The following is a 26,818-nucleotide window of genomic DNA, read 5'->3' on the forward strand; positions in this document are numbered from 1 at the left end:
GGCGTTCCTGTTGCGACGACGCGCGCGCACACGCCGTTGTTACTGCGAGTCCCAGCTGTCATGACGCCTCCCCCTCGTCCCCCTGCGACAGGTGCATGACCAGGCCGCTGAGTCGCTTCACGCGCCGGCCGACGGCGTCCCGGAAGACACCGCGGCGGGGTTCGATCAATGTGAAGCGCGTCTTGGCGCGTGTGATGCCCGTGTAGATCAATTCTTTCGTCAACACCGGGTTCAACGCTTCGGGCAGGATCAGTGCGGTATGCGCAAATTCCGACCCTTGCGCTTTGTGCACAGTCATGGCGTACACGGTCTCGATCGCGCCGAGCCGGCTGGGCAACACGAAGCGCAAGGCGCCGCTGCCGTCGTTGCGCGGGAAGGCGACACGCAGCCGGGATTCGCGCGGCGCGCCGTTCAGGGTCTGGGCTTCGGGCAGCATCAGCGCAATGCCGACGTCGCCATTCATCAGGCCCAGGCCGTAATCGTTGCGGGTGACCAGCACGGGCCGCCCTTCGTACCAGGCCTGGCGGGGATCGATACCGCCGCGTGCGGCCAGCGCCGTTTCGATGCGGGCGTTCAGCCGTTCGACGCCGTAGTCGCCTTTGCGCACCGCGCATAGCAGCTGGAAGGTGTCGAAGGCGGCAAGCACGGCGCTGGCCCACGCCGCCCAGGCCGGATCGTCGGGGCCGGTGGATGCCGGGGGACGCTCACGGCGCAAAACGTCCAGGTAATGTCCGTAGCCCTGAGCCGAGGGCGCGCTGCGCGGGTCGTATCCCGAACCCTGGGCCGAGGGCGGGCTTTCGTCGTTGTGCCGCGAGCCCTGAGCCATGGGCGCGTTGCCTTCGAATGCCCCCTGCGGTGCACCGCCGTCATACGACGTACCGGTTGGGTACCCGTCCAGCACCAGCGTTTCCAAGGCTTTGGCGCCGGCACGTTCCAGTTCGATGTGCCGGGTGTCGCTGCCGGGTTGCCGCGACAAGGCTTCGAGCGTCGCCTGCGCGGCATCGGCATCGGCCGCATTGACGTCACGTGCCAGCCGGCCAATGCCGCTGCCTTCACCAAAACGGCGCGACAGCCGCAGCATCACGGTCTGCTGGGCAAGCGGGTAGTCGTCATCGGTACCGGGCAGCAATTGCGGATCTTGCACGGGGTCGCCGCTGACGGCTTCCAGCCACTGGCGCGTCGCATCGCTGTAGCGGCCGGCCTCCGCATCGCGGCACAGATCGCCCAGGACGGCGCCGGCTTCCACCGACGCCAGCTGGTCTTTGTCGCCCAGCAGGATCAGGCGGGCGTGCAGTGGCAAGGCATCGAGGACGGCCGCCATCATTTCCAGGTCGACCATCGACGCTTCGTCAATCACCAGCACGTCCAGCGGCAACAGATGCCCCGCGTGATGGCGGAAATGACGGCTGTCGGGGCGATTGCCGAGCAGCCGGTGCAGGGTCGTGACGTCGGTCGGGATGGCGGCGCGCACGTCGTCGGCCACGTCCAGCCGGCTGACCTGTTCGCCGATTGATGTGGACAGGCGTGCCGCTGCCTTGCCGGTGGGCGCCGCCAGGCGGATGCGCAGCGGCTGTCCAGCTTCGACCGCGGGCCGTTGCAGCAGCGCCAGCAGGCGGATGACGGTGGTGGTCTTGCCGGTACCCGGGCCGCCGGTGATGATGCTGAAGGCGCCCCGGGCGGCCAGCGCGCAGGCCAGTTTTTGCCAATCGGTGCGGGATTCTTCGGCGGTGGCCGCCAGCGAACGCGGAAACAGCGCGCCCATGCTGTCTGCCAGGTCAGGTGGCGGCGTAGCCGGCAGGGTCAGCCGCGCGCGCAAGGCGTCGCCGACCCGCCGCTCGTAGCGCCAGTACCGGCGCAGATACAGCCGGTGGCCCAGCAGCACCAGCGGACGGTCGGCCAGCGCCGGGTCGTTGCTGGCAATCAAGTGCGTGCCATCGACCTGTTCCACCAGCGGACTGCCCGCCAACGCGGCGCGCCACCCGTCGACATCCAGGCCGGCCAGCACGTCGGACGGCAAGGGCGTCGGTCCCCGACCCGTGTCCCCTTCGGGCGGCAGGGACAAGGCAAAGTCGGGACTGTCCAGCGTCGCGCCCAGGTCCAGGCAGACGTGTCCGTGGCCCAGTTGATGACTGGCCAAGGCAGCGGCAACCAGCAGGCGTGGATCAGCTTCCGGGCGCAGCCGGTCCAGGAAGCCGACAAAGGCCAGGTCCAAGGCACGCAGCCAGCCGCGTTGGGTCCATTGCTCAAGCACGGTCATCAGCGCCGCGCTGTCATCCAGATGCGGCGATGGCGTCGCGGGCGCCGAACCCGTCGCCAAACCGTTCGCTGGGGGAAGTTCTTCCGGCTCACGCAGGGCGGACACAGCACCCGGATTGGCCTTGTCATCGCGCGCGTCTTCCGCTGCTGGCGACGGCATGCCGGCGAACAGATCGCCCTGCCCTTCTGCTACCACGGGCTTCTTCTTCATGCCGCGACTCCGGTCAGGCTGCGGCCTGCAAACAAGGCGTCCAGCGCTTCGATCAATGCGCGCGGCGGACGTGTGTGGAAGGCGCCTTTCGAGGGGGCGCGGCTGCCGCGCAGGAACAGATACAGCGCGCCGCCCACGTGCCGGTCATAGTCGTAATCGGGCAAACGCACCTTCAGTTGGCGATGCAGCGCAAGCAGATACAGCACGTATTGCAAGTCATAGCGCTTCTTGAGCATTTCCTTGCGCATGGCGTCTTGCGTGTAGGCGGCGTCGTCGTCGCCGAGCCAGTTCGATTTGTAGTCGGCCACGTAGTAGCGGCCGTCATGTTCGAACACCAGGTCGATAAATCCTTTGAACATGCCGTTGAGCAAGGCCGGGTTGGCGGGGGCGCGGGGCGCGCCGCCCAGGGTGTGGCGGCGGACCAGGGCATCCAGACGTGTGACGTCAACCCGGGTGCTCTGGAACCAGAATTCCATTTCGACCTGATAGGCGTCGAGCCCGGACAGTTTGACCGGTGCCCCTGCGCCCGTGGGCAGCGGACATACCAGCAGGGCCGCCAGCCAGTCGCTCAGGGGCTGGATCCACGCTTCCCAGCCCCGGCGATTGCAGCGCCGCGCCACGGCGTCGACCAATGCGGCGCGGTCGGCGGCGGCCGTGCCAAAGCCTTCGTCGCCGGCCCATTCCAGCAAGCCGTGCAGGAAGGTGCCCGGGTTGGGGCCGCGCGGAAAACCGTGCAGCCCGACGCCCGGGTTGCCGGTGGCGTAGGCGGCGTTCAACGCGTCGCCGGCGTCGGGCACGTCGTCGTCAAAGGCTTTCTGCGCTTCGGGCGTGTCGGGGCTCAGGTCGCCGTATTGGGGATCGCCAAAGTCCGCGTCGCGGTCACCGAACGCGAGCAGGTCGAGATCGCTGGCGGTCAGGTCGTCAACGGAACTGTCGTCACCGTCGAAGCCGCTGGGGCCTGAAGGGTCGGCATCGCGCGCCCAGCGGTCGTCGCCCAGGTCGTTTTCGGCGCCTTCAAGGCCAAGGGCGCCGGCGCCCGTGCCGGCACCTCTTTCCCCCGCTTCCATCGCCCGACCTTGGTCAATGTGCGCAAGGTGTTCATCCTGCACAGCGCGTTCATCGGGACCCGCATCCAGCATGGCCGAGTCGAACCCGTCATCACTCGCCACCCGCTGATCCGCGATCGTCAGTGCACTGTAGGACGCGATCCACCAGTGATCCGCCTTGCTGCGCTGCGGCCGCCGCACGTCGGGCGCCCGCTTCCTGATCTGCGGCTGGTGCAGGAACGTTCGTGTGACCTCGGGCGCGGGCACGACGCGCAGTGCCGGATGCGCTAATGCAGGGGGTGGCAGTGCCGTGTCTTCTGACACCGCACCCCCCGACACCACATCGCCCGACTCCGCACTTACCTTCGTCAGTTCATCCAGCCATTGCGCCAACGCCCCGCTGTGCGGCAGTGGATCTCCGCCCCCCAGCAGGTAGCCCAGCGCCGACCGATGCAGCACCGACGCATCGCCCCGGCGCTTCAGATCGGCTACGCCAAGCCAGCACGCATGCTGGGCGCGGGTCAGCGCGACATATAACAGGCGCAGGTCTTCGGCCAGGCGTTCGTCATCGGCACGCGCTACGTCGTCAGCATCGGGTGCGGTACGCACCACCAGCTTCCCCTGCGCGTCGTGAAACCGTACCGGGGGCCGGGCCGGATCCACGGGTTTGAAGGCACACACAAAGGGGAGGAAGACCAGCGGATATTCCAGGCCCTTGGACTTGTGCACCGTGACGACGCGCACCAGCTGTTCATCGCTTTCCAGGCGGAGCACCTGCTCTTCCGCCGTTTGCCCGGGCTGGCCAAGATGGTCGGCCAGATGCCGGATCACGGCCTGCTCCCCGTCCAGTTCCGATGCGGCCTGCTGCAGCAGTTCGGCCAGGTGCAGCAGGTTGGTCAGCACACGTTCGCCATCGGGCCGCTGCATCAGCGCGCGCGGCAGGTCAAAGTCGTGCAGCAGGCGCCGCAGCATGGGCAGCACGCCCTGCTTGCGCCACAGCCCGCGGTACTGGCGGAACTGCATGACGCGGTCTTCCCAATGGCGTTCGTCCTGGTTGATGCGTTCCAGCGCGGCCAGCGGCAACGCCAGCGTGCGGGTGGCCAGGGCGGCGCGCAGGGGGCGGTCCAGGTCGGGCTCGGCGCAGGCCTTGAGCCAAGCCAGCACGTCGCTGGCTTCCTGACCGTCAAACACGGAATCCTTGTCCGACAGGTAGACGCTGCGTACCCCGCGCTGCGACAGGGCGCTGCGAATGGCGCGGGCTTCGGCAAAGTCGCGGACCAGGATGGCGATGTCGGCGGGGCGCAGCGGTGTGAGTGGTGAGCCCGGCGCATTGTCGCGTGCAAAGCCGGCTTCGCCCTGTGACGACAGATTCAGCAGGCGCACGATTTCGGTTGCGCAGACACCGGCGAAGTGATGCCGATAGCCGCCGCTGCCGACCGGCGCGTCGCTGGCCATATGCCAGACCGTCAACGCAGCGCTGTGGCCGGCTGTCGGATTGCCGGATGCTGCATCGCCATGTGCTGCATCGCCATGTGCCGCATCGCCGTGGGCCGCATTTGCCGGCATCGCGGCGCTGTGGCGTCCGGCATCCCTCGTCAGCCCGCCCGGCTCGAGTTCAGCCCGTGCCAAAGCCCCGCGTTCCGTAAAACCTTCTTTCCGCCCCGCCGCGGCCACCGACAGGAACGGCACGGGATTGCCGCTGCCACGCCGAAAGAGGAAAGCGCCCCGCCCCGCCGGTCGGTCTTCGGCCATGCCAAACACCCGGTTGACCGCCGCGACCATGGCGTGGGTGGACCGGAAGTTGGTGTCCAGCGACGCGTGCCGGCCCTCGGTTGCGGACCGCGCGCGCAGATAGGTGAAGATGTCGGCGCCGCGAAACGCGTAAATGGCCTGCTTCGGGTCGCCGATCATCAACAGCGCGCAATCGTCGCGGTTCTGCTCGACCTGGTAGACCTTGTCGAAGATGCGGTATTGCACCGGGTCGGTGTCCTGGAACTCGTCCACCATCGCGACAGGAAACTGCGTACGGATCAGGTCGGCAAGCCGGTCACCGTTTTCGCCATGCAGGGCGTCGTCCAGCCGCTGCAGCATGTCATCGAACCCCATTTCGGCGCGACGGCGTTTTTCCTGGTCGAAACGGTGGCGCACCCATTGCGCGGCATGCCGCAGCAGCGCCGTGTCGGGCTGCGGCAGCGATGCGAGCGCGCGCTGCAGTCCAGGCATGGCGTCCAGCGCCGGGTGAGTCAGCGGCGTGCCGCTTTTCCACACGTCGGCAATGCCCTGGGTGGTGAGGCGTTCAAAGCCGGTCTTGATGTCCAGCACGTCGACCTCGGGCGTCGTGGCCCACGCGGTCACCAGATCGCACCAGCCCCGCGTGCGCGCCACCTGCAGCTTGCGCCCGTCCACCTGCTTGGCGGCGCAGGCGGACTCGATCAGCGGCATCAGTTCCGCCATCCATGCCGCCCATGGGGCCTTCAGGTCGGCCAGATGCCGCCGCCGTTCCTCCAGCGTCTGCGCAATCAGGTCGCCCAGGGGTACCAGATGCGTCGAAGGCTCGGTCGCGCCGAGCAGGCCGGTGACCTTGGCGCGCAGCGTGTCGGGTGTCTTCCAGTTGGCTTCGACCCAATCCAGCGCGGTACCGGTCAGCCCGTAGCAGTGCTGCCGCCAGTAATCGCGTACGACATCGGCCAGCAGATCGGTGTGGTCGGTGGCCAGGGTCTGGGTGAACAGGCTGCCGCTGTCGAACGCATGTTCGCGCAACATGCGCTGGCACCACCCGTGTATGGTCGATACGGCCGCTTCGTCCATCCACTGGGCGGCAATGTCCAGCTTGCTGGCATTGCCCGGCCAGGCCGAGCGCGGATAGCCGGCGCGCAGCCGCGCCATCAGCGGATCGGGCGCGGCGATCTCTTCGCGAAAGAACCGTGCCGTCTGGGCAAGCCGCGCGCGGATGCGGTCGCGCAATTCCTGCGTGGCCGCGTCCGTAAAGGTCATCACCAGGATGTCGGGCGGCGCCATCTCGCGCGGGAACGCCAGGCCCGGGCCGCCGTGGCCCAGCACCAGGCGCACGTAGAGCGCCGAGATGGTGAAGGTCTTGCCGGTCCCGGCACTGGCTTCGATCAGCCGGCTGCCCTGCAACGGGAAGCGCAGCGCCAGGGGCGCGTCGGACAGATCGTCTTCGACGAAGTCGTCGTCGTTGCCGGCGTCGATGTCGTCGGGGTCGGCGTAGGCGTCCGCGTTTGCATCGGCGTCGTCGGCGTCGTGGTCTTGCTGATCGTCGCCTTCATTGAAGAAGAATGCGTCGTCATCGCCGCCATCGCGCCCGACCGCGCTGCCGTCATCCGGAAACATCGGGGTGTCTTCCGGGAACATTGGCCCGTCATCCCGTACGGCGGAGGGTGACGCCCCACCGAACATCGGCGCGTCATTCGCGAACATCGGTTCATCGTCCGCGGCCGACCCCAGTTGCGAATCCGGGAACATGGGGGCGTCGTCATCCGCCTCCGTCACCGATGAATCGAACATCGGCGTGTCGAACATCGGCGTGCTGTCACGTTCGTCAGGCCTGGCGTCGGCGTTGGCGCGGTCAATGGCATCGTTCCCCTCGTCCGCATCGTTCCGACTGTCCGCATCATGGCGTCGGTTGGCAGGGTTCAATTTGCGCGTCGTCATTCCGGCGCCTTTGCCTTGACGGCGGTTTCCAGAGCAGCCGTCCCGGCTTCGAACAGCGGCCGGTACAGCCGCTCGGCCCAGTGCGCAAAGCGGCCGTCGGCAAACAGGGCTTCGGCGCTGGGGTAATGGCGGGCCAGATACGGGTTCTGCGCCATTTCGCCGGTCGTGTTGAAACCGCCTTCGTACACCTTGCGGGCTTCGTCATAGGCCTTGGCATGCATGGACGCCGCCGCGGCATCATCGTGGCTCGCGCCGGTCCGCGCGCCGGTCGCCTGCCCCGCTTCGACATTCGCCAGCCACACGAACGCACTGCGCAGCGCCACCGGCAGGGGCTCGGCCATGCCGGCCAGCCAGCCGTCCACCAGCTCGTTCAGCACCTGGGCCGCGTACACCGGCGGCACGGGTTCGAACGTCAAGGTCACGTCGGACGCCACCACGATGCTGGTCAGGTCCAGCCCGCTTGCGTTGCCAGCCAGGTGCGTCACCCACAGGCGCGTCAGGCGATGCCACTTCAAGGCGCGCGCCGATGCCAGCAATCCATTGGGCACGGCGGTCAGCACCGCATGCCGCCCGCTGTCGCCGTCCGCCTGGCGCAAGCCGCCCAGCCAGCCTTCGACCCGAACCTTGCCATGATGGAAATCGATGGGCCAGGGGGACGCGACTTCCACCGGCCACGCGCTGCGCGCCTGGCGATAGCGCGCCAGCAGGTCGGGCAGCGGCACCAACAAGCCGGCCTGCTGCTTTTCGCCAAAGCCCGCCATGGGCAGCACGCCGCTGCGGCGCAGCTGTGTGGCACGGCGGGCCAGGGCATCTTCGGCTTCGTCATGGGTCGTCGCGGCCATGCCGGCCTGCAGCAGGCTGTCGCTCAACGCATAACGCTGCAGCGGGTCCAGGGCAAAGGGCTCATCGTCGACCGCTTCGGGCGTGTCGTCGTCAAAAAAGACTTTCAGACGCTGATTGAAGAACGTCCGCAGCGGGTCGCGCAGGAATTGCTGCAGTTCGGCCACGTCGATCGCATCGGGCGGCGTCCAGGCAGTGGGTGCAGTGGATGCATTGGCCGAGGCAGTCGTCAGGTGCAGAGACGCCCCCGCCCCGGAATCTGGCCTTGACGCCGGTCCGGGGCCGAAGCCTGACCCGAAGCCCGCCGCCCCCTGTCCATCGCCTAGGTCATCGCTTATGTCATCGCCTCCGCCGTGCAGCACCGCCCATTCGCGGGCGTAACTGAACAGTCCGCGGTTGCCTGCCAGGGACGACGCCGACGCCACACCCCCCGCTACAACACCCCCTGCCTGCCCCCCACCCGCCCCGGCGTCATCACTACCGGAAGACGGCAGGAAATACCGCGCGCTGAACGGCTGCAGCGGATGCACCACCGTCAGCCCGTCCAGCAGGTCGCTGTCATCCACCGTCTGCCAGCCTGCCGCCAGGTGATCCCGCAACTGCCCCACCAGGACCGACGGCGGCCGCTCGCTGTTGTCGCGAATGCTGCGGCCCACCCAGCTGATATACAGCTGCTCGCGCGCCGACAGCACCGCTTCCAGCAGAAGGTACCGATCGTCTTCGCGTCGTGAACGGTCGCCGGGCCGGTAGTCCCCGCCCATCAGGTCGAAGTCCAGCGGCGGCTGCGCGCGCGGATAGTCGCCATCGTTCATGCCGAGCAGGCACACCACCCGGAAAGGAATCGCCCGCATCGGCATCAGCGTGCAGAAGTTGACGGCGCCCGCCAGAAAGCGCTGGTTCAGCCGCCCCTGGTCCAGCGCCTGCAGCCACGCTTCGCGCACCACGGTCAACGGCAAGGGTTCGGTCAGGCCCACGCTGTCGCACGTGGTTTCCCAGTCTTCCAGCAGCTGTTCCAGCCGGCCCAGCTGCACCACGTCCCGGTCGTCATCGGCCAGGAAGAACCTGGCCAGCATCGTGCGCAGCCGCGCCACCCAGATCATGGGGTCGGCATCGATCGCCAATTGATCGCGCGTGGTGTCCAGCGCGTCGAGCAGGCCGGCCAGCGGCCCGATCAACGCGGCGTCCAGCCCGCCGATCTCGTCATACGGTTCGATGCCGTCGAAGCTGTCGCCCTGCCCCACCGCATACCCCAGCAGCATCCGCCGCAGGCCGAAGCGCCAGGTGTTCTGCTCCATGCCGCCCGGCAGGTCCAGCGACGCACGCTGCGCGGCATCCAGTCCCCAACGGATACCGGCGCCCTGTATCCATCGATGCAGGGTGGGCAGGTCCGACTCTTTGATGCCGAAGCGGTGGCGCAATGCGGGCACATCCAGCAGGTCCAGCACGTCGCTGACGGCAAAGCGGCTTTCGGGCAGCCGCAGCAAATGTTCGACCGCGATCAGCAGCGGCTCGCGGCCGCGCTGCCCCTGGTCGGCCAGCGTAAACGGAATGTGGCGGTCGTCGGTGTGGTCGATCTGCCCGAAGACAGCCTGGATATGGGGCGCGTAGGTGTCGATGGCAGGCACCATCACGATCACGTCACGCGGCCGCAGGGTCGGGTCGGCGCTGAACCGCGCCAGCAACTGATCGTGCAGGATTTCGACTTCGCGTTGCGGGCCGTGCGCCACATGAAAGCGGATCGACGTGTCGGCATCCAGGTCCACGGGGGGCCAGGTGTCGCGCGTTTCTTCCATGGCCCGCAGCTGCAGCACGTCGTCATGCAGTTGGGTCAGCAAGGTGTCGGCCGGCTGTTCCGTGAACAGGTCGATGCGCCGATCGCTCACGTCCGCAAAGGCCTCGCGATACTGATCGGGCGCATCAAAGCTGTCGAGCAGGTGAATGTAGTCGCGGCCCTGCTTGCCCCACGCCGCCAGCAGCGGATGGCCGTGGCGGTGCAGCACGTCCGCGTCGATCACGGCCGGCATGCCCGGCTTGCGGCGCTGGCGTTGATATTGGTGACGCAGCAGATCCTGGTCGGCCACGATGTCGGTCCAGTGATGCTGCGACGGGTTGTGCACGCACAGCAGCACCTGGCACAACTTGCCGAGCGCCGCCAGCGCTTCCAGAGCCTGGGCCGGCATGGACGAAATGCCGAACACCATGAGCCGGCGCGGCAGCCCGGCCGGACGCCTTTCCAGCGTGCGCAGCGTGGCCATGAAACGCTGATGCACCCCGGCGCGGCTTTGCGACATGCTTTCGGCGCCCACATCTTCCAGCAAGGCGCGCCACAACGCGGGCTGCCAGCATTCCTGTCCCTGCAGCACCCGCACGCCCTTGCGCGACGTGATCAGCTGGTCGCGGCCATGGGCCCAGTCGTCCAGCCAGTCGGCGCGATACACCTGGTACTGGTCGAACAGATCGGCCAGCCGTTCGGACAGCTGGTGCAGCTTGCGCATCTGCGCGTCGTCGTGCAAAAAGCGGCGCAGCGGCGCAAAGGATTCCTGGTGGATCAGGGTGGGCAACAGGCGCATCAGGCGCCAGGTCAGGCTGGCCTTGTCGAGCGGCGAGCTTTCGGGGATCGACGCGCGCCCCAGCACGGCGCGATACGCCGTCCACAGGAAACTGGCCGGCAACTGCACGTCAATCGCGGCCGCGATTCCGCAACCATGGCCGCCGCCGCTGAACGAAGACCCCCCAGCCCCCGGCGCCGACGCCGTGTCATCGGCCGCCGGGTCTTCGGCCAACGCCAGCTTCAGCCACTGCGCGATGCCGTTGCTTTGTACCAGGATCACTTCGTTTTCCAGCGGCGCAAGCGGGTAACGCTGCATCCACGACACTGCCAGGCTGCGCAAGTCTTCCAGCCGGTTGCTGTGGACGACCATGAAGCCTGGCGCCAGAGACGCGCCGTTGGCTGCCCCGCCCTTTCCTGACGTGTTCATGCCCGACATCCCCTGGTCAGAAGCGCTCGTAGCCCAGCAGATAGCGCCACTGGCCCGGCTCCAGCCCGGCCACTGGCAGGCGGCCGATCCGCAGGCGCTTGATCGTCTTGACCTTCAGGCCGACCTGCGCGCACAGGTGGTCGATCAGCCCTTCCGGCGGCGTCTTGATGGCCACCCGCAAGCGCGTTTCGTTCTGCCAGCTGATCTTGGCGGCCGGCACCACCTTGCCTTTATAGAAGCCGCCTGCGTTAAGGCGCGTCAGGCCGTCGGGCGCCATGTTGCCGGTCACTTCCACCAGATATTCATGTTCGATGCGCGGCGCGTCGTCCCGCAGCTTGCGGGCGATGCGAAATTCCTGCGTCAGCACGACCAGCCCGCTGGCCGCCGCGTCGATCGGCGTGACCAGTTCCAGGTTGGACAAATGTTTTCGCAGGAATTGCAGCGGGGACCGGTCGGTCGGCAGCCGGGTGTCCTGCGTCAATTTATGCAGCGCCGGATCGCTGTTGCCGCTCACGTCGAAGCCCGCCGGCTTGTGCCAGAGGATGGTGACCGGGTCCACCGGCACGGGCTTGGCGTTGGGGTCGATTTCGGTCTGTTGACCGGCCGCCAGGCGGAATCCGGCTTCTTCCACCACATTGCCGTCCACCCGGACCCAGCCCCCTTCGATCAGCTGTTCAGCCTCGCGGCGCGAGCAGCCCTTGGTATCGGCAATATGTTTGGCAAGGCGAACGGAGTCGGTCATCAGGGTCAGGTCGGCAGTCCGGGGAAGCGGAAAAAGGGGTGGAAACACAGACCGCCATTCTACCGGGCGGCGCGCGTCCCTTCCCATCCCGCGCCCCACCAATCCCCGCTTTGTGGGGCTGCCTGCTAGACTTTGCCCCTTTCTGCTCGTATTGGCGCCTATCGTGACCACCACTTCGTTTTCCAGTCTGCCGCTGGCCCCCGCCATCCTGGCCAATCTTGACAGCCTGGGATACACCGACATGACGCCGATCCAGGCCGAAAGCCTGCCGCTGATCCTGGAAGGCCGCGACCTGATCGCCCAGGCCAAGACCGGCAGCGGCAAGACCGCCACCTTCGGCCTTGGCATTCTGCACAAGCTGGCCGCCGCCGACTTCGGCACGCAGGCCCTGGTGCTGTGCCCGACCCGCGAACTGGCGGACCAGGTGGCCGGGGAACTGCGCCGCCTGGCGCGCTTTGCCGGCAATATCAAGACCCTGACGCTGACCGGCGGATCGCCCATCCGCCCGCAGGTCGAATCGCTGGAGCACGGCGCCCACATCGTGGTCGGCACGCCCGGCCGGCTGATCGATCACATCGACCGCGGCAGCATCGACCTGACCAAGCTCCAGACCCTGGTGCTGGACGAAGCGGACCGCATGGTCGACATGGGCTTCATGGAAGACGCGATCCGCATCGTGTCGGCCTGCCCGCCCAAACGCCAGACCCTGCTGTTTTCGGCCACCTATGCCGAAGACATCCGCAAGGCCAGCGCCCGTTTCATGCGCAACCCGGCCGAGGTCAAGGTCGAATCCCTGGTCGACGCCAGCCAGATCGAACAGCACTTTTTTGAAATCAATCCCGACGAACGCAACGCCGCCGTCGCCCAATTGCTGGAGCACTTCCGCCCCGCGTCCACCATCGCCTTTTGCAATACCAAGGTGCAGGTGCGGGAGCTGGCCGAAGAACTGGTCGCCCGGGGTTTCAGCGCCATGGCCTTGCATGGCGACCTGGAACAGCGCGAGCGGGACGACGTGCTGATCCAGTTCGCCAACAACAGTTGTTCGGTGTTGGTCGCGACCGACGTGGCCGCGCGCGGGCTGGACATTGCCTCGCTGGCCGCCGTGATCAACGTGGACGTGACGCAAGACACCGAAGTGCATGTGCACCGTATCGGCCGCACGGGCCGCGGGCAGGAAAAAGGCCTGGCCCTGAACCTGGTCGCCCCGTATGAAATGCGGTGGGCCAACCTGATCGAGAACTACCAGGGCAAGCCGATCCGCTGGTCGGACCTGAAGACGCTGACGCCCGCGCCCGGCGGCCCGCTGCGCGCACCGATGGTCACGCTGTGCATCCAGGGCGGCAAGAAAGACAAGCTGCGCCCGGGTGACATCCTGGGCGCACTGACCGGCGACGGCGGCCTGGCCAAGGATCAGGTCGGCAAGATCCATATTGCCGAGTTTGCAAGCTTTGTGGCGCTGGACCGGCGCATTGCCAAAGAGGCGTGCGCCACGCTCAGCCAGGGCAACATCAAGGGCAAGCGCTTTCGCATGCGGTTAATGTAAACGCGGTTGATGTAAATGCCGTTGATGTAAATGCGGTTGATGTAGATGCCGTTGATCTACGTCAGCCGGTCAGCTTTGCGACGGCGCGACCACCACCTGGTCGCGCCCTTCCCGCTTGGCGCTATACAGCGCGTCGTCGGACCGCCGCAGCAGGTCGTCAAAGCTGAAATCGAAAGGTGACAGGGTGGCCAGGCCAATGCTCAGCGTGACCTGAATCATGGCGCCATCGACCTCGATCACCAGCGCCCGCGTTTCTTCCAGCAGCCGCCGTGCAATGTCGGCCGCCTGCTCGGCGCCCGTGTCCGGCATGATCACCGCGAATTCCTCGCCCCCCAGCCGGCCCGTGATGTCGGACGACCGCAAGCTTTTGCCCCACTGCCGGCTCAATTTGCGCAGCACGATATCCCCGGCCGCATGCCCGTAGGTGTCGTTCACCCGCTTGAAGTGATCGATGTCCAGCGACATGACCGTCAAAGGCCGTGACTGGCGGCCCGCCACCGTAAATTCGCGCTGCGCGGCGTCGTCGAAGGCATGGCGGTTGAGCCAGCCCGTCAGTGCGTCAAACAGGGCCAGCCGGCGCAGCGTGATTTCGGACTGCTGCACCACGCCCAGCACGTAGAAGCCGCCCAGGGCGCCGGCCAGCAGCAGCGCCGAAATGACCAGCCCGGTGATGATGGACAGGCGGCGAGTTTCTCTCCAGGCGCGAAAGGTGTCCTCCCCGCCGGCCGACACAATCACGGTCAGCGGATAGTCGGTCAGCCGGATGAAGCTGACCAGCCGCTCCAGCCCGTCCAGCGCCGAATTGCCCGACATATACATGCCCGACTGGCCATTCTTGATGTGCCGGAGGTAGTCGTAGCCATCGGCGATCGACCTGCCCACGTACTGTTCCACGAAGGGCGCCCGCACCAGCACGACACCGTCGTCCCGCAGCAGCGCCACCGTGCCGTTGGGCTTGAAGCGGATGTCTTCGTACATGCCGCTCAGGTGCCGGATCTCGATCGACGCGTAGACCATTGAAATGCCATGCAGCGGGCGGTCCAGCCTGGACGCGACCGGCACCGCCAGCTGAAGGGTGCCCGGCGTGCGTCCCGGCGCGCCGATCATCATGTTCGATGCAGGCGACTGCTTGTAGGCCTTGAAGAAGTCCCGGTCCGCCACGTTCTGCGGCGCGACGCCGCGCTGCGCCGGCAGGCTGTACGACAGCCCGTCGGTGGACACCACATGAATGTCGATCAGCCCACCCGACGAATCCCGCAGCAAAGTAATGAGGCGGCCGAATTCCGGATCGGTACGGGGATCGTCGCCCGGATGCGTGTCCATCCAGAACTTCGCGGTCTTGACCGACGAATCGACGTCGTGCAGCAGCCGTTCGGACTGCTCGCGCATGGCGATCGTCATCTGCCGCAAGACGTCTTCGGCGCGCAGCCGTGTGGCATTGCCCTCGGCAACGACCCAATAGAGGGTGGCCGACCACTGCACGACCAAGGTCAAGGCCAACGTAACCAGGATGGCGAGCCGATGGCGGCTCTGGACCAGCTTGAGATTACGGATCGACGACGCGGGTGTGCGACTGGCGGACGGACTGCCGCTGGGCGGAACGGGCGTGGGCGAGGCTATGGCGATCGTCGTCTCCGTGAGGGTGGCCCGCAAGGTGATCCGCGGGGGCGTGAACTGCGGCGGTCGATCGGTTGTCGATCGGTTTGGAACGCCGCGCACCATCGGTGTGCACGGCGGCTCATCGATTCTACGTACTTTCCTTCCGTTGCGGCGAGTCTGGCGCTCGATGACGCCGCATCCATGTGACAACTGTCCAGCACAATGAAAGGTAATCAGGCGCATGCTGATAGCCACCGCACCGTTTATCGTGTGGCCTGGTTGCTGGAGACACCCCTTCGTGCTGTTGTGGAATGCCCGCCCTGCCCCCGCTGCCCCCGCTGCCCCCGCTGCCCCCGCTGCCGTCCCCGCCATGGCCCGCCAGGCCGCGCGAAGCGCCCGCAGCTGGCCTACCCGCGTGCGGTGGGCCAGCTGCCTGACCTTGGGCTTGCTGCTGACCGCCTGCGCCACGCCACCGGGCCGTCACGGCAACGCGGACGGCTACCCCTTGCTGGCCAACACGCCCACGGCCCAGGAACGACTGCTGAACCGCGTCACCTGGGGCGCGACGCCGTCGTCGGCGCGGCAGATCGCCGTCATGGGCACGGCCGCCTTCCTGGATGACCAACTGCGGCCCGACCCCCACGCACCGCTGCCCGACGCCGTGCAGGCCCAGATCGACGCCATGACCCTGACCCGGCAACCCGTGGCCGCGCTGGCCGCCGACATGGAAGACCGGCAGAAAACCCTGCGTACCCTGACGGACGACGCCGAAAAGAAAGCCGCCCAGACTGCCTGGCAACAGGAAATGAACCGCCTGCAACGCGAAGCCGCGGCCCGGTCGCTGCTGCGCGACCTGTACTCGCCCCGGCAACTGCAGGAACAGATGACGGCGTTCTGGGTGAACCACTTCAATGTCTACGCCGGCAAACGCGACCTGCGCGTGCTGGTGGGTGACTTCGAGGATCGCGCCATCCGCCCGCATGCCCTGGGCCATTTCCGGGACCTGTTGCGCGCCACGGCCCGCCATCCGGCCATGCTGCGCTATCTGGACAATGATCAGAACGCCAACCGGCGGATCAACGAAAACTTTGCGCGCGAACTGATGGAACTGCACACGCTGGGCGTGGGGGGCGGATACACCCAGCACGACGTACAGGAGTTGGCCCGCGTGCTGACCGGCCTGGGCGTGCGCACCGCGGGTGATCCGCCTGCCCTGCCCCCCCGCCAACGCGACGCGTACGTGCGCGACGGCCTGTTCGAGTTCAATCCGGCACGGCACGACAACGGCGACAAGGTCCTGCTGGGCGCGCCGCTGACTCGCAAAGGCCTGGCCGAGATCGACGAGGCCCTGGACCGCCTGAGCCGATCGCCGGCAACGGCCAGACACATCAGCCAGCGCCTGGCGATGGCCTTTGTGGCCGACGATCCGCCCGCCGCCCTGGTGGACGCCATGGCGGCCACCTTTACGCGCACGGAGGGCGACATTGGCGCCGTCATGCGCACGCTGTTCCAGTCGCCGGCCTTTGCCGCGTCGCTGGAAGGACCCGGCAAGTTCAAGGATCCGCTGCATTACGTCGTGTCCGCCGTCCGGCTGGCCTATGGCGATCGCCCCGTGCTGAACGTTGCGCCCATCCAGAACTGGCTTGGCCGCCTGGGCCAGCCCCTGTATGGCCACGAAACCCCCGATGGCTATCCCCTGACGGCGGACGCATGGTCGGGGTCCGGCCAGATGACGACCCGCTTCGAGATTGCCCGGACCGTGGGATACAGCAGCGCCGGCCTGTTCCGGGGCGATGCCCCCGATGCCGCGCCGGCCCCCGCCTTTCCCCAACTGGCCAACGAGGTCTACTACCAGGCGATGCGCGATCGCCTGGCGGCCGGCACCCGGGCGGCGCTGGAACAGGCGACGTCCCAGCAGGAATGGAACACCCTGCTGCTGGCTTCCCCGGAATTCATGGCGCGGTGACCGGCGCCCTTTACCCTGCCGCAAGGAGCCGACATGCACCGTAGAGACCTGCTCAAACGATTGGCCCTGCTGCCGCTGGCCGCGCGGGGCGGCGCCTTGTACGCCGCGCCGGCCGCCGGATCGTCCCGGCTGCTGGTGGTCTTCCTTCGCGGCGCCTACGACGCGGCGAACCTGCTCGTGCCGATCTCCAGCAGCTTCTACTATCAGTCGCGGCCCACGCTTGCCATCGCCCGACCGGCGGCCGGCGCCGCCGCAGACCCTGGCGCGGCATTGCCCCTGACGGCGGACTGGGGGCTGCATCCCGCCCTGGCCAAGTCGCTATATCCCCTCTATCAACGGGGCGAGTTGGCCTGGGTGCCCTTTGCGGGCACCGATGATGTCAGCCGCAGTCACTTCGAAACGCAGGACACGGTCGAAATGGGTCAGGCGCTGACTGCCCGCCGCGATTATCAGTCCGGCTTTCTGGGCCGGCTGGCCGGGGTGCTCAATGCCGATCGCTCCCGCCCCGCCCCGGTCGCGTTCACCAGCCAGCCGCCGCTGGTGTTCCGGGGCGACGCGCAGGTGCCCAACGTGGCGCTGGGCGCGCAAGGCAAAGGCGGGGTGGACGCCCGCCAGGCCGCCGCGATCACCGCCATGTACGAGCAGACGGCCTGGAAAGCGCAGGTTGCCGAAGGTTTTGCCGTGCGCGATGCGGTGCAGGAAGCCGCCGCGAAGGAAATGGACGCGGCCAGCCGCAATGCCGTGTCCGCCAAAGGCTTCGAGCGGGACGCACGCCGCATGGCGCGACTGATGGCGTCAAGGTTCCAGATCGGTTTCGTGGATGTGGGCGGGTGGGACACCCACGTCGGCCAGGGCGGCGCGACCGGCTACCTGGCCAACCGCTTCGACGAACTGGGACGCGGCCTGGCGGGGTTTGCCGAAGAGATGGGCCCGGCCTGGAAAGACACGGTGGTCGTGGTGATCAGCGAATTTGGCCGCACCTTCCGCGAAAACGGCAACCGCGGCACCGACCACGGCCACGGCACCGTCTATTGGGTGATGGGCGGCAACGTCCGGGGCGGGCGGATCGCAGGCGAACAGGTCGCCGTCAGCCAGGCCACCCTGTTCCAGGACCGGGACTATCCGGTGCTGAACGACTACCGCAGCGTGTTCGGCGGCGTGTTCCAGCGGCTGTACGGGCTACGCCCGGACCAGCTGGAAACCGTGTTCAAGGGCGTCGCGCCGGGGCGGCTGGACCTGGTGTGACGGCGGGGGACGCCTTACCGGACCTGCGTCGCCATCATGTCCGACAGCTCGGCATGATGCGTCAGCCACGCCACCTGTTCATGGCGGCGCACCAGATCAATGGCGTGAATGAATTCGATCGCGCCAGCCGGACGGCCGTATACATGCGCATGCAGCGTCATGTCCAGGCAGGCCGGCGTGCCCAGCAGGCCCCAGTTGTCGAGCACGCGGGCCAGCGCGCGGGTATAGGCTTGCGGTTCATTGCCATACCGCACCGACAGCGGCATGTCGTTGATTTCCATCGAGAACGGCATGGCCGTGATCGGGCCGGCCGGGGTGTCCAGCGCATACGGCACATCGGAATCGAAGGTATCCGCATGCCAGGCGTACCCCGCCTCGGCCAGCAACTGGGCCGTTGACCGGCTGGGCGTGCAGCGCGGGCTGATCCAGCCCATGGGCCGGCTGCCGCTGGCCTGTGTCAGTACCTCGGTGCAGCGGGCAATGTCCTGCCGTTCTTCAGCTTCCGACAGATAGGCCGGAATCATGTGCTGGCTCCAGCTGTGCCCGGCAACCACGTGCCCCTGCTGCACGATCGCAGCCAGCAGGTCCGGATAGCGTTCGGCCACCACGCCGCTGACATAGAACACGGCCCGGGCCTGGTGCCGGTCCAGCAGATCCAGAATGCGCCAGGCGCCGACCTTGGCGCCGTACTCGGCCCAGGAAATCGCCTGCCGGTCCAGCACGCCCGCCTTGAGCGGATTGCCCATGGGGCCGATGCCCGGTGCGGTGTCGTCGGCCCAGCCTTCGAGCATGATGCTGATGGGAACGGCCAGCGGGCGTTGCGCGGGCCAGGTGGCAGGCACGTCACGGTGCGGATACGGCATGGGGACTCCTCAGACAGCAATGACAGGGTTGACCAACGTACCGATGTGCTCGATTTCGCATTCCACGATGTCGCCGGGCGACAGCAGTCCCGGCGGATCCATGGCATAGCCGACACCCGAGGGCGTGCCGGTCGCGATCACGTCTCCGGCCTCCAGCGTCATGCCGCGCGACAGCTCGGCAATGATGCGCCGCAGGTCGAAAATCATCTGCGAGGTGCGCGCCTGCTGCCGAAGCTCGCCATTGACCGACAGGGTCAGCGCCAGATCTTGCGGATCGGGGATCTGATCGGCCGTCACGATCCAGGGCCCCATGGGACACGAGCCATCCAGCCCTTTGCCCTTGAACCACTGGTCATGCCGGCGCTGCAGGTCGCGCGCGCTGATGTCGTTGATGATCGTGTAGCCGAAGATATGCTCGTAGGCGTCGGCTTCGGCGATATTGATCCCGGTCTTGCCGATCACGACGGCCAGTTCGACTTCGTAGTCCAGCTTCTGGGTCACCTTGGCGTCGTAAGGGATGCCGGCGCCCGGCCCGATCACGGTCGTGGGCGGCTTGCTGAACAGCTGGATGTGTTCGGGCAGCTTTACCGCCAGACCCTGCGCCGCGTAGCCTTCCTTGACGTGGTCGACGTAATTGCGGCCTACGCAAAATACGTTTTTGGCTGGCCGTGGAATCGGCGCCAGCAGGCGGATGTCTTCACGGGCCACGCGCGCCGCGGCCATGGCGATGCTTCGCGCCGCAGTCGCCATCCAGAACAGCACGCGCTGCGCGGTGTAGCCATGCGCAATGATGCCGTGCACCGAGGTAAAGGCCTCGGCCATGTCGGGCGGGGCCTGCAATGTGCCCGATGCGACAGCCAGATGAAACGCGCGCTGCACGTCCAGCACACCGCCATCGTCTAGCCACAAACCCGGTCGCGGCCCACCATCCGGCGTCAGCGAAAACGTGATGATTCGCATGACATTCCCCTTTCAAGTCATTGTATTTACAGAATTTTGGCCGGCCGGCGGCTGCATTCACGCCGGGTCGGCGACAGATCGGCACAACGTGCGCTTCGGCAGGCTGCGTGCACCAGGCGGCTTCACGCTGCGACTGGCGGGCACGCCTGCGGTGTCCGTCGCAGCGGCAAGGTCGGAAGCCACGCGCAAGCAGGGGCCGCTCGGCCTGTGTGATCCCAGTGGGCAACAGGCAGCGGCGGGCACCGCCGTGCACCAGCTCGAGGCGGTGCCAGAGCTTAAATCATATATTTTCGAGGCGACATTCAGGGATTGTAGGTAGACCGACAAGCCACCGTACAATGCGCGAGTCCTGACTACTTACTCAACCGTGACTGATCCCAACGGTTCCATCCCGCCCGATTTGCCGCCTGAGTTGCCAGCCAGGTTGCCGGCCGAGTTGCCCTCGCGGTCGCCTGCCCGCACGCCGGCACCGCATGACGGCGCGGAGCCGCGGCCCACGCTGATCCGCCTGGTGTACCAGGCGCTGCGCAACGACCTGATCAGTGCAAGGCTGGTTCCGGGCGCACGCCTGCGCATCCAGGCGCTGAGCGCCCGTTATGCCTGCGGCGTCATTCCCTTGCGGGAAGCATTGAACCGTTTGACTGCGGAAGGCTGGGTCCACCATTCCGAACAGCGCGGCTTTCTGGCCGCGCCGGTGACCGCCGACGACGCGATGGACCTGTGCGAAGCCCGCCTGCTCATGTCCGAAGCGGCACTGACAGCGTCGATCAACCGGGGAGACAGCGTGTGGGAAGAACGCGTGATCGTTGCGTATCACCGCGTGCGCAAGGTGCCCCGATACGAAAGCACCGAGCCGCCGATGGGCAACCCGCACTTCGATGAGCCCCATCGCGCCTTCCACATGGCGTTGGTCAGCGCCTGTGGTTCGCAGCGGATGCTGGCAGCGCTGGAACAGATGTTCCTGCACGCCGAGCGATATCGGGCGTTTGCCCGGCGGATCGAGTTAAGCGATCCCGATGCGGACCACCGGGAGCTGATGGATGCCGCCCTGGACCGCGATGTGGGCAAGGCGGTGGCACTGGCACGCGAACACATCCTGCGGCCTGCCCAGGTCGTGGTGGAAGCGCTGCGGACGCTCCCTATAACATCAAACAGATCAACAGGTTAGCGCGGAAAGCTGGAATTCGGTTCACCCGGCGCTTTCCCCGTAAAGGTGCCCTGTCAGCGCCCCGACGCCGCCTTGCGCCGCTTCTCTTCGTTCAGGCGCTCGACCACGTATTGGGCGATACGCTGGTTCCCCGTTTCATTGCCGATGTCCACTGCGTTCTTGCCGGCCTCGTTGCGGGCATAGCCATCGGCGCTTTCATCCAGCAGCAGTTTCACGGTCGATTCATGGCCGTAACGCACCGCCATCATTAGCGCCGTCGACTTGTCGGGCGATTCGGCGTCAATATAGGCGTATTTCTCGATCAGCAACCGGACGATGTCATCGGCGCCTGCCGTGGCTGCGTAGTGCAAGGCCGTCCAGCCGGGCTGATTCACTTCGGCACCGCGGTCGATCATCGCCTTGGTGCGAGCCAGGTCGTTCTTGATCGCCAGATACATCAGCGGCGACTCGCCCAGCAAGTTGCGCTGGTTCAGGTCGATGCGCTTGTCGGCCATCAGCACCGCGTAGGTATCCCAGGCCTCGACCTTGATCGCCTCCAGCAGCGGGCTGTTCGAATTGCCGTTGACGGCATTCGGGCTCACGCCTTTGGCCAGGAACTTCTTGACGTTGGCAGCGCGGTCGTTGGCGATATCGATCCAGAAATCGGCTGGAGCGGTCGCCGGCTTGCTGGCGGTTTGCCCTGCTGTGGCGGCCTGCGCCCTGGGCTGGCCCTGACTCTGGGTCTGGGCCTGCGCAGGATTCGGCACCATCCAACCGGCGGCCAGCCCACCCACGACAGCGGCGGACACTGCCAAACGATATGCGGAATGCGTGAAACGACTAGACATCATTCACCTTCAATATGTTGGGCAAGCACTTGATTCATAAGCATGTTTTTGGCGTTAACCACACCAACCTCAAGTGAAGTCTCAAGATCGCGATGGGATGCTCAGAATATGCAAGAGCATCAAGTCAATGCGCTATCCCTTTGAAAAGACGGAAGAAATTATCGGTCGACGCTTTGGCCACTTCGGCCACCGTCAGCCCTCGCAAATCGGCAATCCGCTCCGCGACGTGGATTACCTTGGACGGGTCATTGAGCTTGCCGCGATGGGGTACCGGCGCCAGATAGGGCGAATCGGTCTCGATCAGCAGCCGGTCCAGCGGAATGGTGCGCGCGACCTCGTGCAGTTCCTTGGCGTTCTTGAACGTGACGATGCCCGAAAACGAGATGTAGAAGTTCAGGTCGATGGCGGCATCCGCCACCGCCTGGGACTCCGTAAAGCAGTGCATGACGCCGCCGGCTTGCGCCGCGCCCTCTTCCCGCATCAGCCGCAGCGTGTCTTCTGACGACGACCGGGTGTGGATGATCAGGGGCTTGGCCACCTCGCGCGCGGCCCGGATATGGCGGCGAAAACGCTCCCGCTGCCACTCCAGGTCGCCCGTCAGTCGGTAATAGTCCAGTCCGGTTTCGCCAATCGCCACCACCTTGTCGGTGGCCGACAGCCGCACCAGCTCTTCCACGGATGGGTCTGGCGTGTCCTCGTAATCCGGATGCACGCCTACGGACGCCCACAGCCTGGGCTGGCTGTGCACGACTTCCATCAGTTCGGGCCAATCCGGCAGGTTCACGCTCACAACCAGCGCATGCCCCACCTGATTTCGGTCCATGGCCTCAAGGATGTCGGGCAATTGCTTGCGCAGTTCAGGAAAGTTCAGGTGACAGTGGGAATCGACGAACATGGCGACAGGTCAGCTCTAAAAAGGGAATGGGTCGGGCCGTCAGGCTGCTTTCAGGCACGCCGCCGTGACACGCAGCATCGCGTCGTGGGCGAACAGCTTGGCGTTCAAGGGGTGCGCCGCAATCCGGCGCTGGCGGGTCAGCCAGCGCGCCATATCGGCCACGGCATGCCGGCTGGCCCGTGCGGCCACCTTGCCCAGCGGGTCGGCCAACGAGGGAAAATAGCGCACCGGCACGCCCGCCTGCAGCAGCGCCAGATCGGTGCACCAGCGCTGCAGCGCGTCGATCCATTCGGTGGCGGGCACTTTGTCCAGCGTGTCGACCAGCGCCCCGGCATCGGGCGCCTGGCCGCGCGCCAGGGCTTGCGCAAGCGTTTCCAGCCAGTCGGCCCGCACCGGAATATCGGCTTCGATGCGGCGCGCGGCGGCGACGGGGGCACCGCCTACCGCAGCCAATTGCGCCGCCGCGTCTTTCACGCCGCGCGCTTCCAGCCACGGCAGGGCGACGTCGGCGGGCGGCGTGGCCAGCGGCAGACGCCGGCACCGCGATACCAGGGTGGGCAACAGGCGGTCTGGGGCGTCGGACACCAGCAGAAACACGGTGTGGGGCGGCGGTTCCTCAAGCACCTTCAGCAGCCCGTTGGCCGAAATGGTGTTGAGCGTTTCGGCCGGATACAGCACGACCACCCGCAAACCGCCCCGGTGCGTGCCCGTATTGACCCAGGATTCCATCGACCGGATCTGTTCGATCCGGATTTCCTTGGACGGCGCGCGTTTGCTGGCTGCCTTGCCCGCTTCGGCCGGCTCGTCCATGTCGCCATCCAGCGCGTCTTCCAGCACCCCTTCGGCCAAAGCCACGGCTTCGGGGCGGATGCGCCGGAAGTCCGGGTGGTTGCCCGACCCATACCAGGTACATGCCGAACACACGCCACAGGCCAGCCCGCCCTGCGGCGACTCGCACAGCAGCGCCGCCGCCGCGGCACGGGCAAATTCGACCTTGCCGATGCCAGCCAGGCCGTGGATCAGCCATGCGTGGGCGAACCGTTCCCGCTGCTGCGCGCCCAGCCATTCCCGCGCGGTTTCCACCTGCCAGGGGTAGAACTGCGGCACGCTCATGCCGGCCAACCCGCAAGCAGCCCGGCCAGGTCCGCAGCCAGGTCTTCCCGGATCGCGTCGATGCTGCGGCTGGAATCGACGATGCGCATACGCCCGCCCGACGTGTCGGCGCGCGCATGGTAGGCCGCGCGGGTCCGTTCAAAGAAAGCGTCCCCTTCCCGCTCGAAGCGGTCCAGGTCTCGCGACCGGTTCAGGCGCTCGCGCGCCACGGCCAGCGGCACGTCGAACAACCAGGTCCGATCCGGCTGCAGGTCGCCCTGCACCCAGGCTTCCAGCGCGGCAATGCGCGCTGCGCCCAGCTGGCGGCCACCGCCCTGGTAGGCGTAGCTGGCGTCGGTAAACCGGTCGCAGACGACCCACTGCCCGGCGTCCAGCGCCGGCTGGATGACGGTATGCAGATGCTCGCAGCGGCCCGCGAACATCAGCAGCGTTTCGGTGTCCAGCCGCATCGGGTCGTTCAGCAGCAAATCGCGCAGCTTTTCGCCCAGCGGCGTGCCGCCGGGTTCCCGCGTCTGGACCACGGACAGGCCCCGGTCGCGCAGTTGCGCCACCAGCCAGTCAACGTGCGTGCTCTTGCCGGCGCCGTCCACCCCTTCCAGGGTGATGAAACGGCCGCGCGGCGGTAAGGAAGTCGGTGTGCTCATCATTTCTTTTGGCCGCGGCCCAGCTGATAGGTGCCCACGGCGCGATTGTGTTCGTCCAGCGAAGAGGAAAAAGCACTCGTGCCATTGCCCCGCGACACGAAATACAGGTATTTGTGCGGCTCGGGCAGCACGGCCGCCATCAAGGATGCCCGGCCAGGATTCGAGATCGGGGTGGGCGGCAGCCCGCGCCGCGTATAGGTGTTCCACGCCGTATCCGCCTGCAGGTCGCGGCGGCGCAGGTTGCCATCGAAGCTCTCGCCCAGGCCGTAGATCACGGTCGGATCGGTCTGCAGCGGCATGCCGATCCGCAGCCGGTTGATGAAGACGCCCGAAATGCGGTCCCGTTCGGCTTCGTGGCCGGTTTCCTTTTCGATGATCGACGCCAGGATCAGCGCTTCGTACGGCGTCTTCAGCGGGAGATCGGCGGCGCGCTTGTCCCAGACCACTTCCAGCTCATGCGCCTGGGCGCGATAGGCGCGCCGCAGGATATCGATGTCGCTCGACCCCACCGAAAAGAGGTAGGTGTCCGGAAAGAACAGCCCTTCGGGATGGGTGGCGGTGGTGCCCAGCAGCGTCAGCAGCGTCGCGTCGTCCACGCCGTCCAGGGTATGGCGGATGTCGGGGTGCCGGCGCAGCGCCGCCCGGATCTGACGGTAGTTCCAGCCTTCGATAAAAGTCACGTCCCGCTGGGTCACGTCGCCACGCGTCAGGCGGTTCAGCACCGTCCACAGCGAATCCCCCCGGACGATCTCGTACCCGCCCGCCTTGACCTTGCGATCGGTGCCGGTGAGGCGCGCAAAGGCGACCAGCGCATCGGGATGAACCGGGATCCCGGCTTTCTGCAGCTGCCGGGCGATGCTGCGCAGGCTCGACCCTTCGTCGATCACGAAGTCGACCTTGTCGGCCGACAGGGCCAGGGGCGCACGAAGCCAATAGAAGCCACCGGCGGCGACAAGACCGGCCAGCAGCAAGGGCACGAGGATCACGATTGCGATCAGTCGTTTGTTGGAGAAATGTGGTTTTTGCATGGGCTGCCTATAATACTTCGATCATCTTCCGGGGCTTACCCACTATGCATGCGCTCCACGCATTATCCCCTGTTCCCGCAGCCGGGCTGGCCGAAGGCGCTGTCGCCCTCACGCCGCTCGACATGCTGTCGGTGGTGCACGCCGCCGGCGCCGACACGATTCCCTTCCTGCAAGGCCAGCTGACGCAGGACGTCAAGTCGCTGGGCGCCCACCAGGCGCGTCTGGCCGGCTACTGCACGGCCAAGGGCCGTCTGCTGGCCAGCGGCGTGGTGTGGATGGACAACGCGCGCACCGAACCCCAGGCCGCCGACGGCGGATGCTACCTGATGGTGTCGTCCGATCTGGCCGCCGCCTTCCAGAAGCGCCTGTCCATGTTCGTGCTGCGCGCCAAGGTCAAGCTGGCTGCGGCGCCGCTCAAGGTCATTGGCGTCACGGCCCGTCAGGGCGGCATCGCCGCATTGAACGCGGCCTTTGGCGACCTGCCGCGCGGCGCCTGGGACCGGGTCGATCTGCCCAGCGGCACGTGGATCGCGGCCCCGGCGGCCACCGAATCGGCCGACGGCGTGCACGCGCGCTGGTGGTGGGTGGGCACGGAAGACACCGTGGCAGCCGCCATCGGCATGCTGGGCGCCACCGCCTTGCGGGCCGACGCGTCGGCCTGGCAGGCCGATGACATTGCCGCCGGCCTGCCCTGGATCATCGCCGCCACGCAAGACGTATTCGTGCCCCAGACCGTGAACCTGGAACTGGTGGGTGGCGTCAGCTTCACCAAAGGCTGCTATCCGGGCCAGGAAGTGGTCGCGCGCAGCCATTACCTGGGCAAGCTCAAGCGCCGCATGTTCCGCGCCACCGCCCAGGCGGCCGACGTGCAGGCCAAGGCCATGCAAACCGCCGCCCTGCCCGGCACCGATATTTTCCACAGCGCCGACCCCGCCCAGCCTTGCGGCCGGGTGGTCAACGCGGCGTTGTCCGCCCAGCCCGGCGACACCGCCCCGTCGCAGGTGGCCGTGCTGTTCGAAAGCACGTTCGTCTCGATGGACAGTGGCACGGTGCACCTGGGCGCCGCCGATGGCCCTGTGCTGACGGTGCTCCCGCTTCCTTATCCCCTGGCCGACAAGGGCGCCTGACCCCTGGCCGCCCGCGCCCAGGAAACACAGACGCCCTGCCCGGATGACCGGACGCCGCCCACGGCGTCCGGAATCCGCGTCAGCCGCTCCGGCCC

17 protein-coding genes are annotated in these 26,818 nt (G+C 66.9%); 5 read left to right on the forward strand and 12 right to left on the reverse strand.

The genetic code is table 11. The features are described 5' to 3' along the window. Nucleotides 1-58: 58 nt before the first annotated feature. From recD to HD883_RS04525, 4 genes are read right to left on the reverse strand one after another with little or no spacing between them, the layout of a single operon-like run. Nucleotides 59-2,467 carry an exodeoxyribonuclease V subunit alpha gene (recD, locus tag HD883_RS04500; RefSeq protein WP_179587634.1) on the reverse strand — a complete coding sequence of 803 codons (2,409 nt, stop codon included), beginning with the start codon at nt 2,465-2,467 and terminating at the stop codon, nt 59-61. Then, nucleotides 2,464-7,185 (reverse strand): UvrD-helicase domain-containing protein, encoded by a 4,722-nt coding sequence (locus tag HD883_RS27600; RefSeq protein ID WP_218863239.1) that lies wholly within the window; start codon nt 7,183-7,185, stop codon nt 2,464-2,466. The genes recD and HD883_RS27600 overlap by 4 nt, the downstream gene beginning before the upstream one ends. Beyond that, on the reverse strand, nt 7,182-11,003 hold the full coding sequence (recC, locus tag HD883_RS04520) for an exodeoxyribonuclease V subunit gamma (protein WP_179587633.1): 3,822 nt from the start codon (nt 11,001-11,003) through the stop codon (nt 7,182-7,184). Before recC ends, HD883_RS27600 begins: the two co-directional genes overlap by 4 nt. Before the next feature lie 16 nt (nt 11,004-11,019). After that, complete coding sequence (locus HD883_RS04525) at nt 11,020-11,745, reverse strand: RNA pseudouridine synthase (RefSeq protein ID WP_179587632.1); 726 nt, start codon at nt 11,743-11,745, stop codon at nt 11,020-11,022. Nucleotides 11,746-11,908: 163 nt separating this feature from the next. Here HD883_RS04525 and dbpA point away from each other — a divergent pair, with 163 nt between their 5' ends. After that, nucleotides 11,909-13,288 (forward strand): ATP-dependent RNA helicase DbpA, encoded by a 1,380-nt coding sequence (dbpA, locus tag HD883_RS04530; RefSeq protein WP_179587631.1) that lies wholly within the window; start codon nt 11,909-11,911, stop codon nt 13,286-13,288. A 69-nt stretch (nt 13,289-13,357) separates the two neighbouring features. Here dbpA and HD883_RS04535 read toward each other — a convergent pair whose 3' ends face one another. Continuing rightward, nucleotides 13,358-14,941 (reverse strand): sensor domain-containing diguanylate cyclase, encoded by a 1,584-nt coding sequence (locus HD883_RS04535; RefSeq protein ID WP_179587630.1) that lies wholly within the window; start codon nt 14,939-14,941, stop codon nt 13,358-13,360. A 244-nt stretch (nt 14,942-15,185) separates the two neighbouring features. Between HD883_RS04535 and HD883_RS04540 the strand changes: the two genes are divergently transcribed. Both HD883_RS04540 and HD883_RS04545 read left to right on the forward strand, forming a co-directional pair. Then, nucleotides 15,186-16,853: a DUF1800 domain-containing protein gene (locus HD883_RS04540; protein WP_373563307.1), complete on the forward strand. Its 1,668-nt coding sequence runs from the start codon at nt 15,186-15,188 to the stop codon at nt 16,851-16,853. A gap of 33 nt (nt 16,854-16,886) precedes the next feature. Further along, nucleotides 16,887-18,098: a DUF1501 domain-containing protein gene (locus HD883_RS04545; RefSeq protein ID WP_179587629.1), complete on the forward strand. Its 1,212-nt coding sequence runs from the start codon at nt 16,887-16,889 to the stop codon at nt 18,096-18,098. Nucleotides 18,099-18,112: 14 nt separating this feature from the next. On the opposite strand, the gene HD883_RS04550 is transcribed toward HD883_RS04545, so the two are convergent. Beyond that, nucleotides 18,113-18,961: a polysaccharide deacetylase family protein gene (locus tag HD883_RS04550; protein ID WP_179587628.1), complete on the reverse strand. Its 849-nt coding sequence runs from the start codon at nt 18,959-18,961 to the stop codon at nt 18,113-18,115. 9 nt (nt 18,962-18,970) lie between these two features. After that, nucleotides 18,971-19,921: a fumarylacetoacetate hydrolase family protein gene (locus tag HD883_RS04555; RefSeq protein WP_179587627.1), complete on the reverse strand. Its 951-nt coding sequence runs from the start codon at nt 19,919-19,921 to the stop codon at nt 18,971-18,973. A gap of 367 nt (nt 19,922-20,288) precedes the next feature. Between HD883_RS04555 and HD883_RS04560 the strand changes: the two genes are divergently transcribed. Further along, on the forward strand, nt 20,289-21,089 hold the full coding sequence (locus HD883_RS04560; RefSeq protein ID WP_179587626.1) for a GntR family transcriptional regulator: 801 nt from the start codon (nt 20,289-20,291) through the stop codon (nt 21,087-21,089). A 53-nt stretch (nt 21,090-21,142) separates the two neighbouring features. Here the strand turns inward: HD883_RS04560 and HD883_RS27905 are convergent, their stop codons facing one another. The 5 genes from HD883_RS27905 to mltG all read right to left on the reverse strand — a co-directional run bounded on the left by HD883_RS27905 (nt 21,143) and on the right by mltG (nt 25,596). Next, a complete protein-coding gene (locus HD883_RS27905; RefSeq protein ID WP_179587625.1) occupies nt 21,143-21,877 on the reverse strand; it encodes an ankyrin repeat domain-containing protein in 735 nt (244 codons plus the stop codon). Between the two features lie 163 nt (nt 21,878-22,040). Further along, the gene (locus HD883_RS04570) at nt 22,041-22,811 is read right to left on the reverse strand and encodes a TatD family hydrolase (protein WP_179587624.1); all 771 of its coding nucleotides are present in this window, start codon (nt 22,809-22,811) and stop codon (nt 22,041-22,043) included. Between the two features lie 39 nt (nt 22,812-22,850). Next, nucleotides 22,851-23,924: a DNA polymerase III subunit delta' gene (holB, locus tag HD883_RS04575; RefSeq protein ID WP_179587623.1), complete on the reverse strand. Its 1,074-nt coding sequence runs from the start codon at nt 23,922-23,924 to the stop codon at nt 22,851-22,853. Continuing rightward, the gene (gene tmk / locus HD883_RS04580) at nt 23,921-24,571 is read right to left on the reverse strand and encodes a dTMP kinase (protein ID WP_373563308.1); all 651 of its coding nucleotides are present in this window, start codon (nt 24,569-24,571) and stop codon (nt 23,921-23,923) included. The genes holB and tmk overlap by 4 nt, the downstream gene beginning before the upstream one ends. Next, nucleotides 24,568-25,596, reverse strand: a complete 1,029-nt coding sequence (gene mltG / locus HD883_RS04585) for an endolytic transglycosylase MltG (RefSeq protein WP_179587621.1) — start codon at nt 25,594-25,596, stop codon at nt 24,568-24,570. Before mltG ends, tmk begins: the two co-directional genes overlap by 4 nt. A gap of 44 nt (nt 25,597-25,640) precedes the next feature. Between mltG and ygfZ the strand changes: the two genes are divergently transcribed. Then, the gene (gene ygfZ, locus HD883_RS04590; protein ID WP_179587620.1) at nt 25,641-26,723 is read left to right on the forward strand and encodes a CAF17-like 4Fe-4S cluster assembly/insertion protein YgfZ; all 1,083 of its coding nucleotides are present in this window, start codon (nt 25,641-25,643) and stop codon (nt 26,721-26,723) included. Nucleotides 26,724-26,818 lie beyond the last annotated feature (95 nt).

Origin of the sequence: Pigmentiphaga litoralis (genome assembly GCF_013408655.1) — a bacterium.
Lineage (GTDB): Bacteria > Pseudomonadota > Gammaproteobacteria > Burkholderiales > Burkholderiaceae_B > Pigmentiphaga > Pigmentiphaga litoralis_A.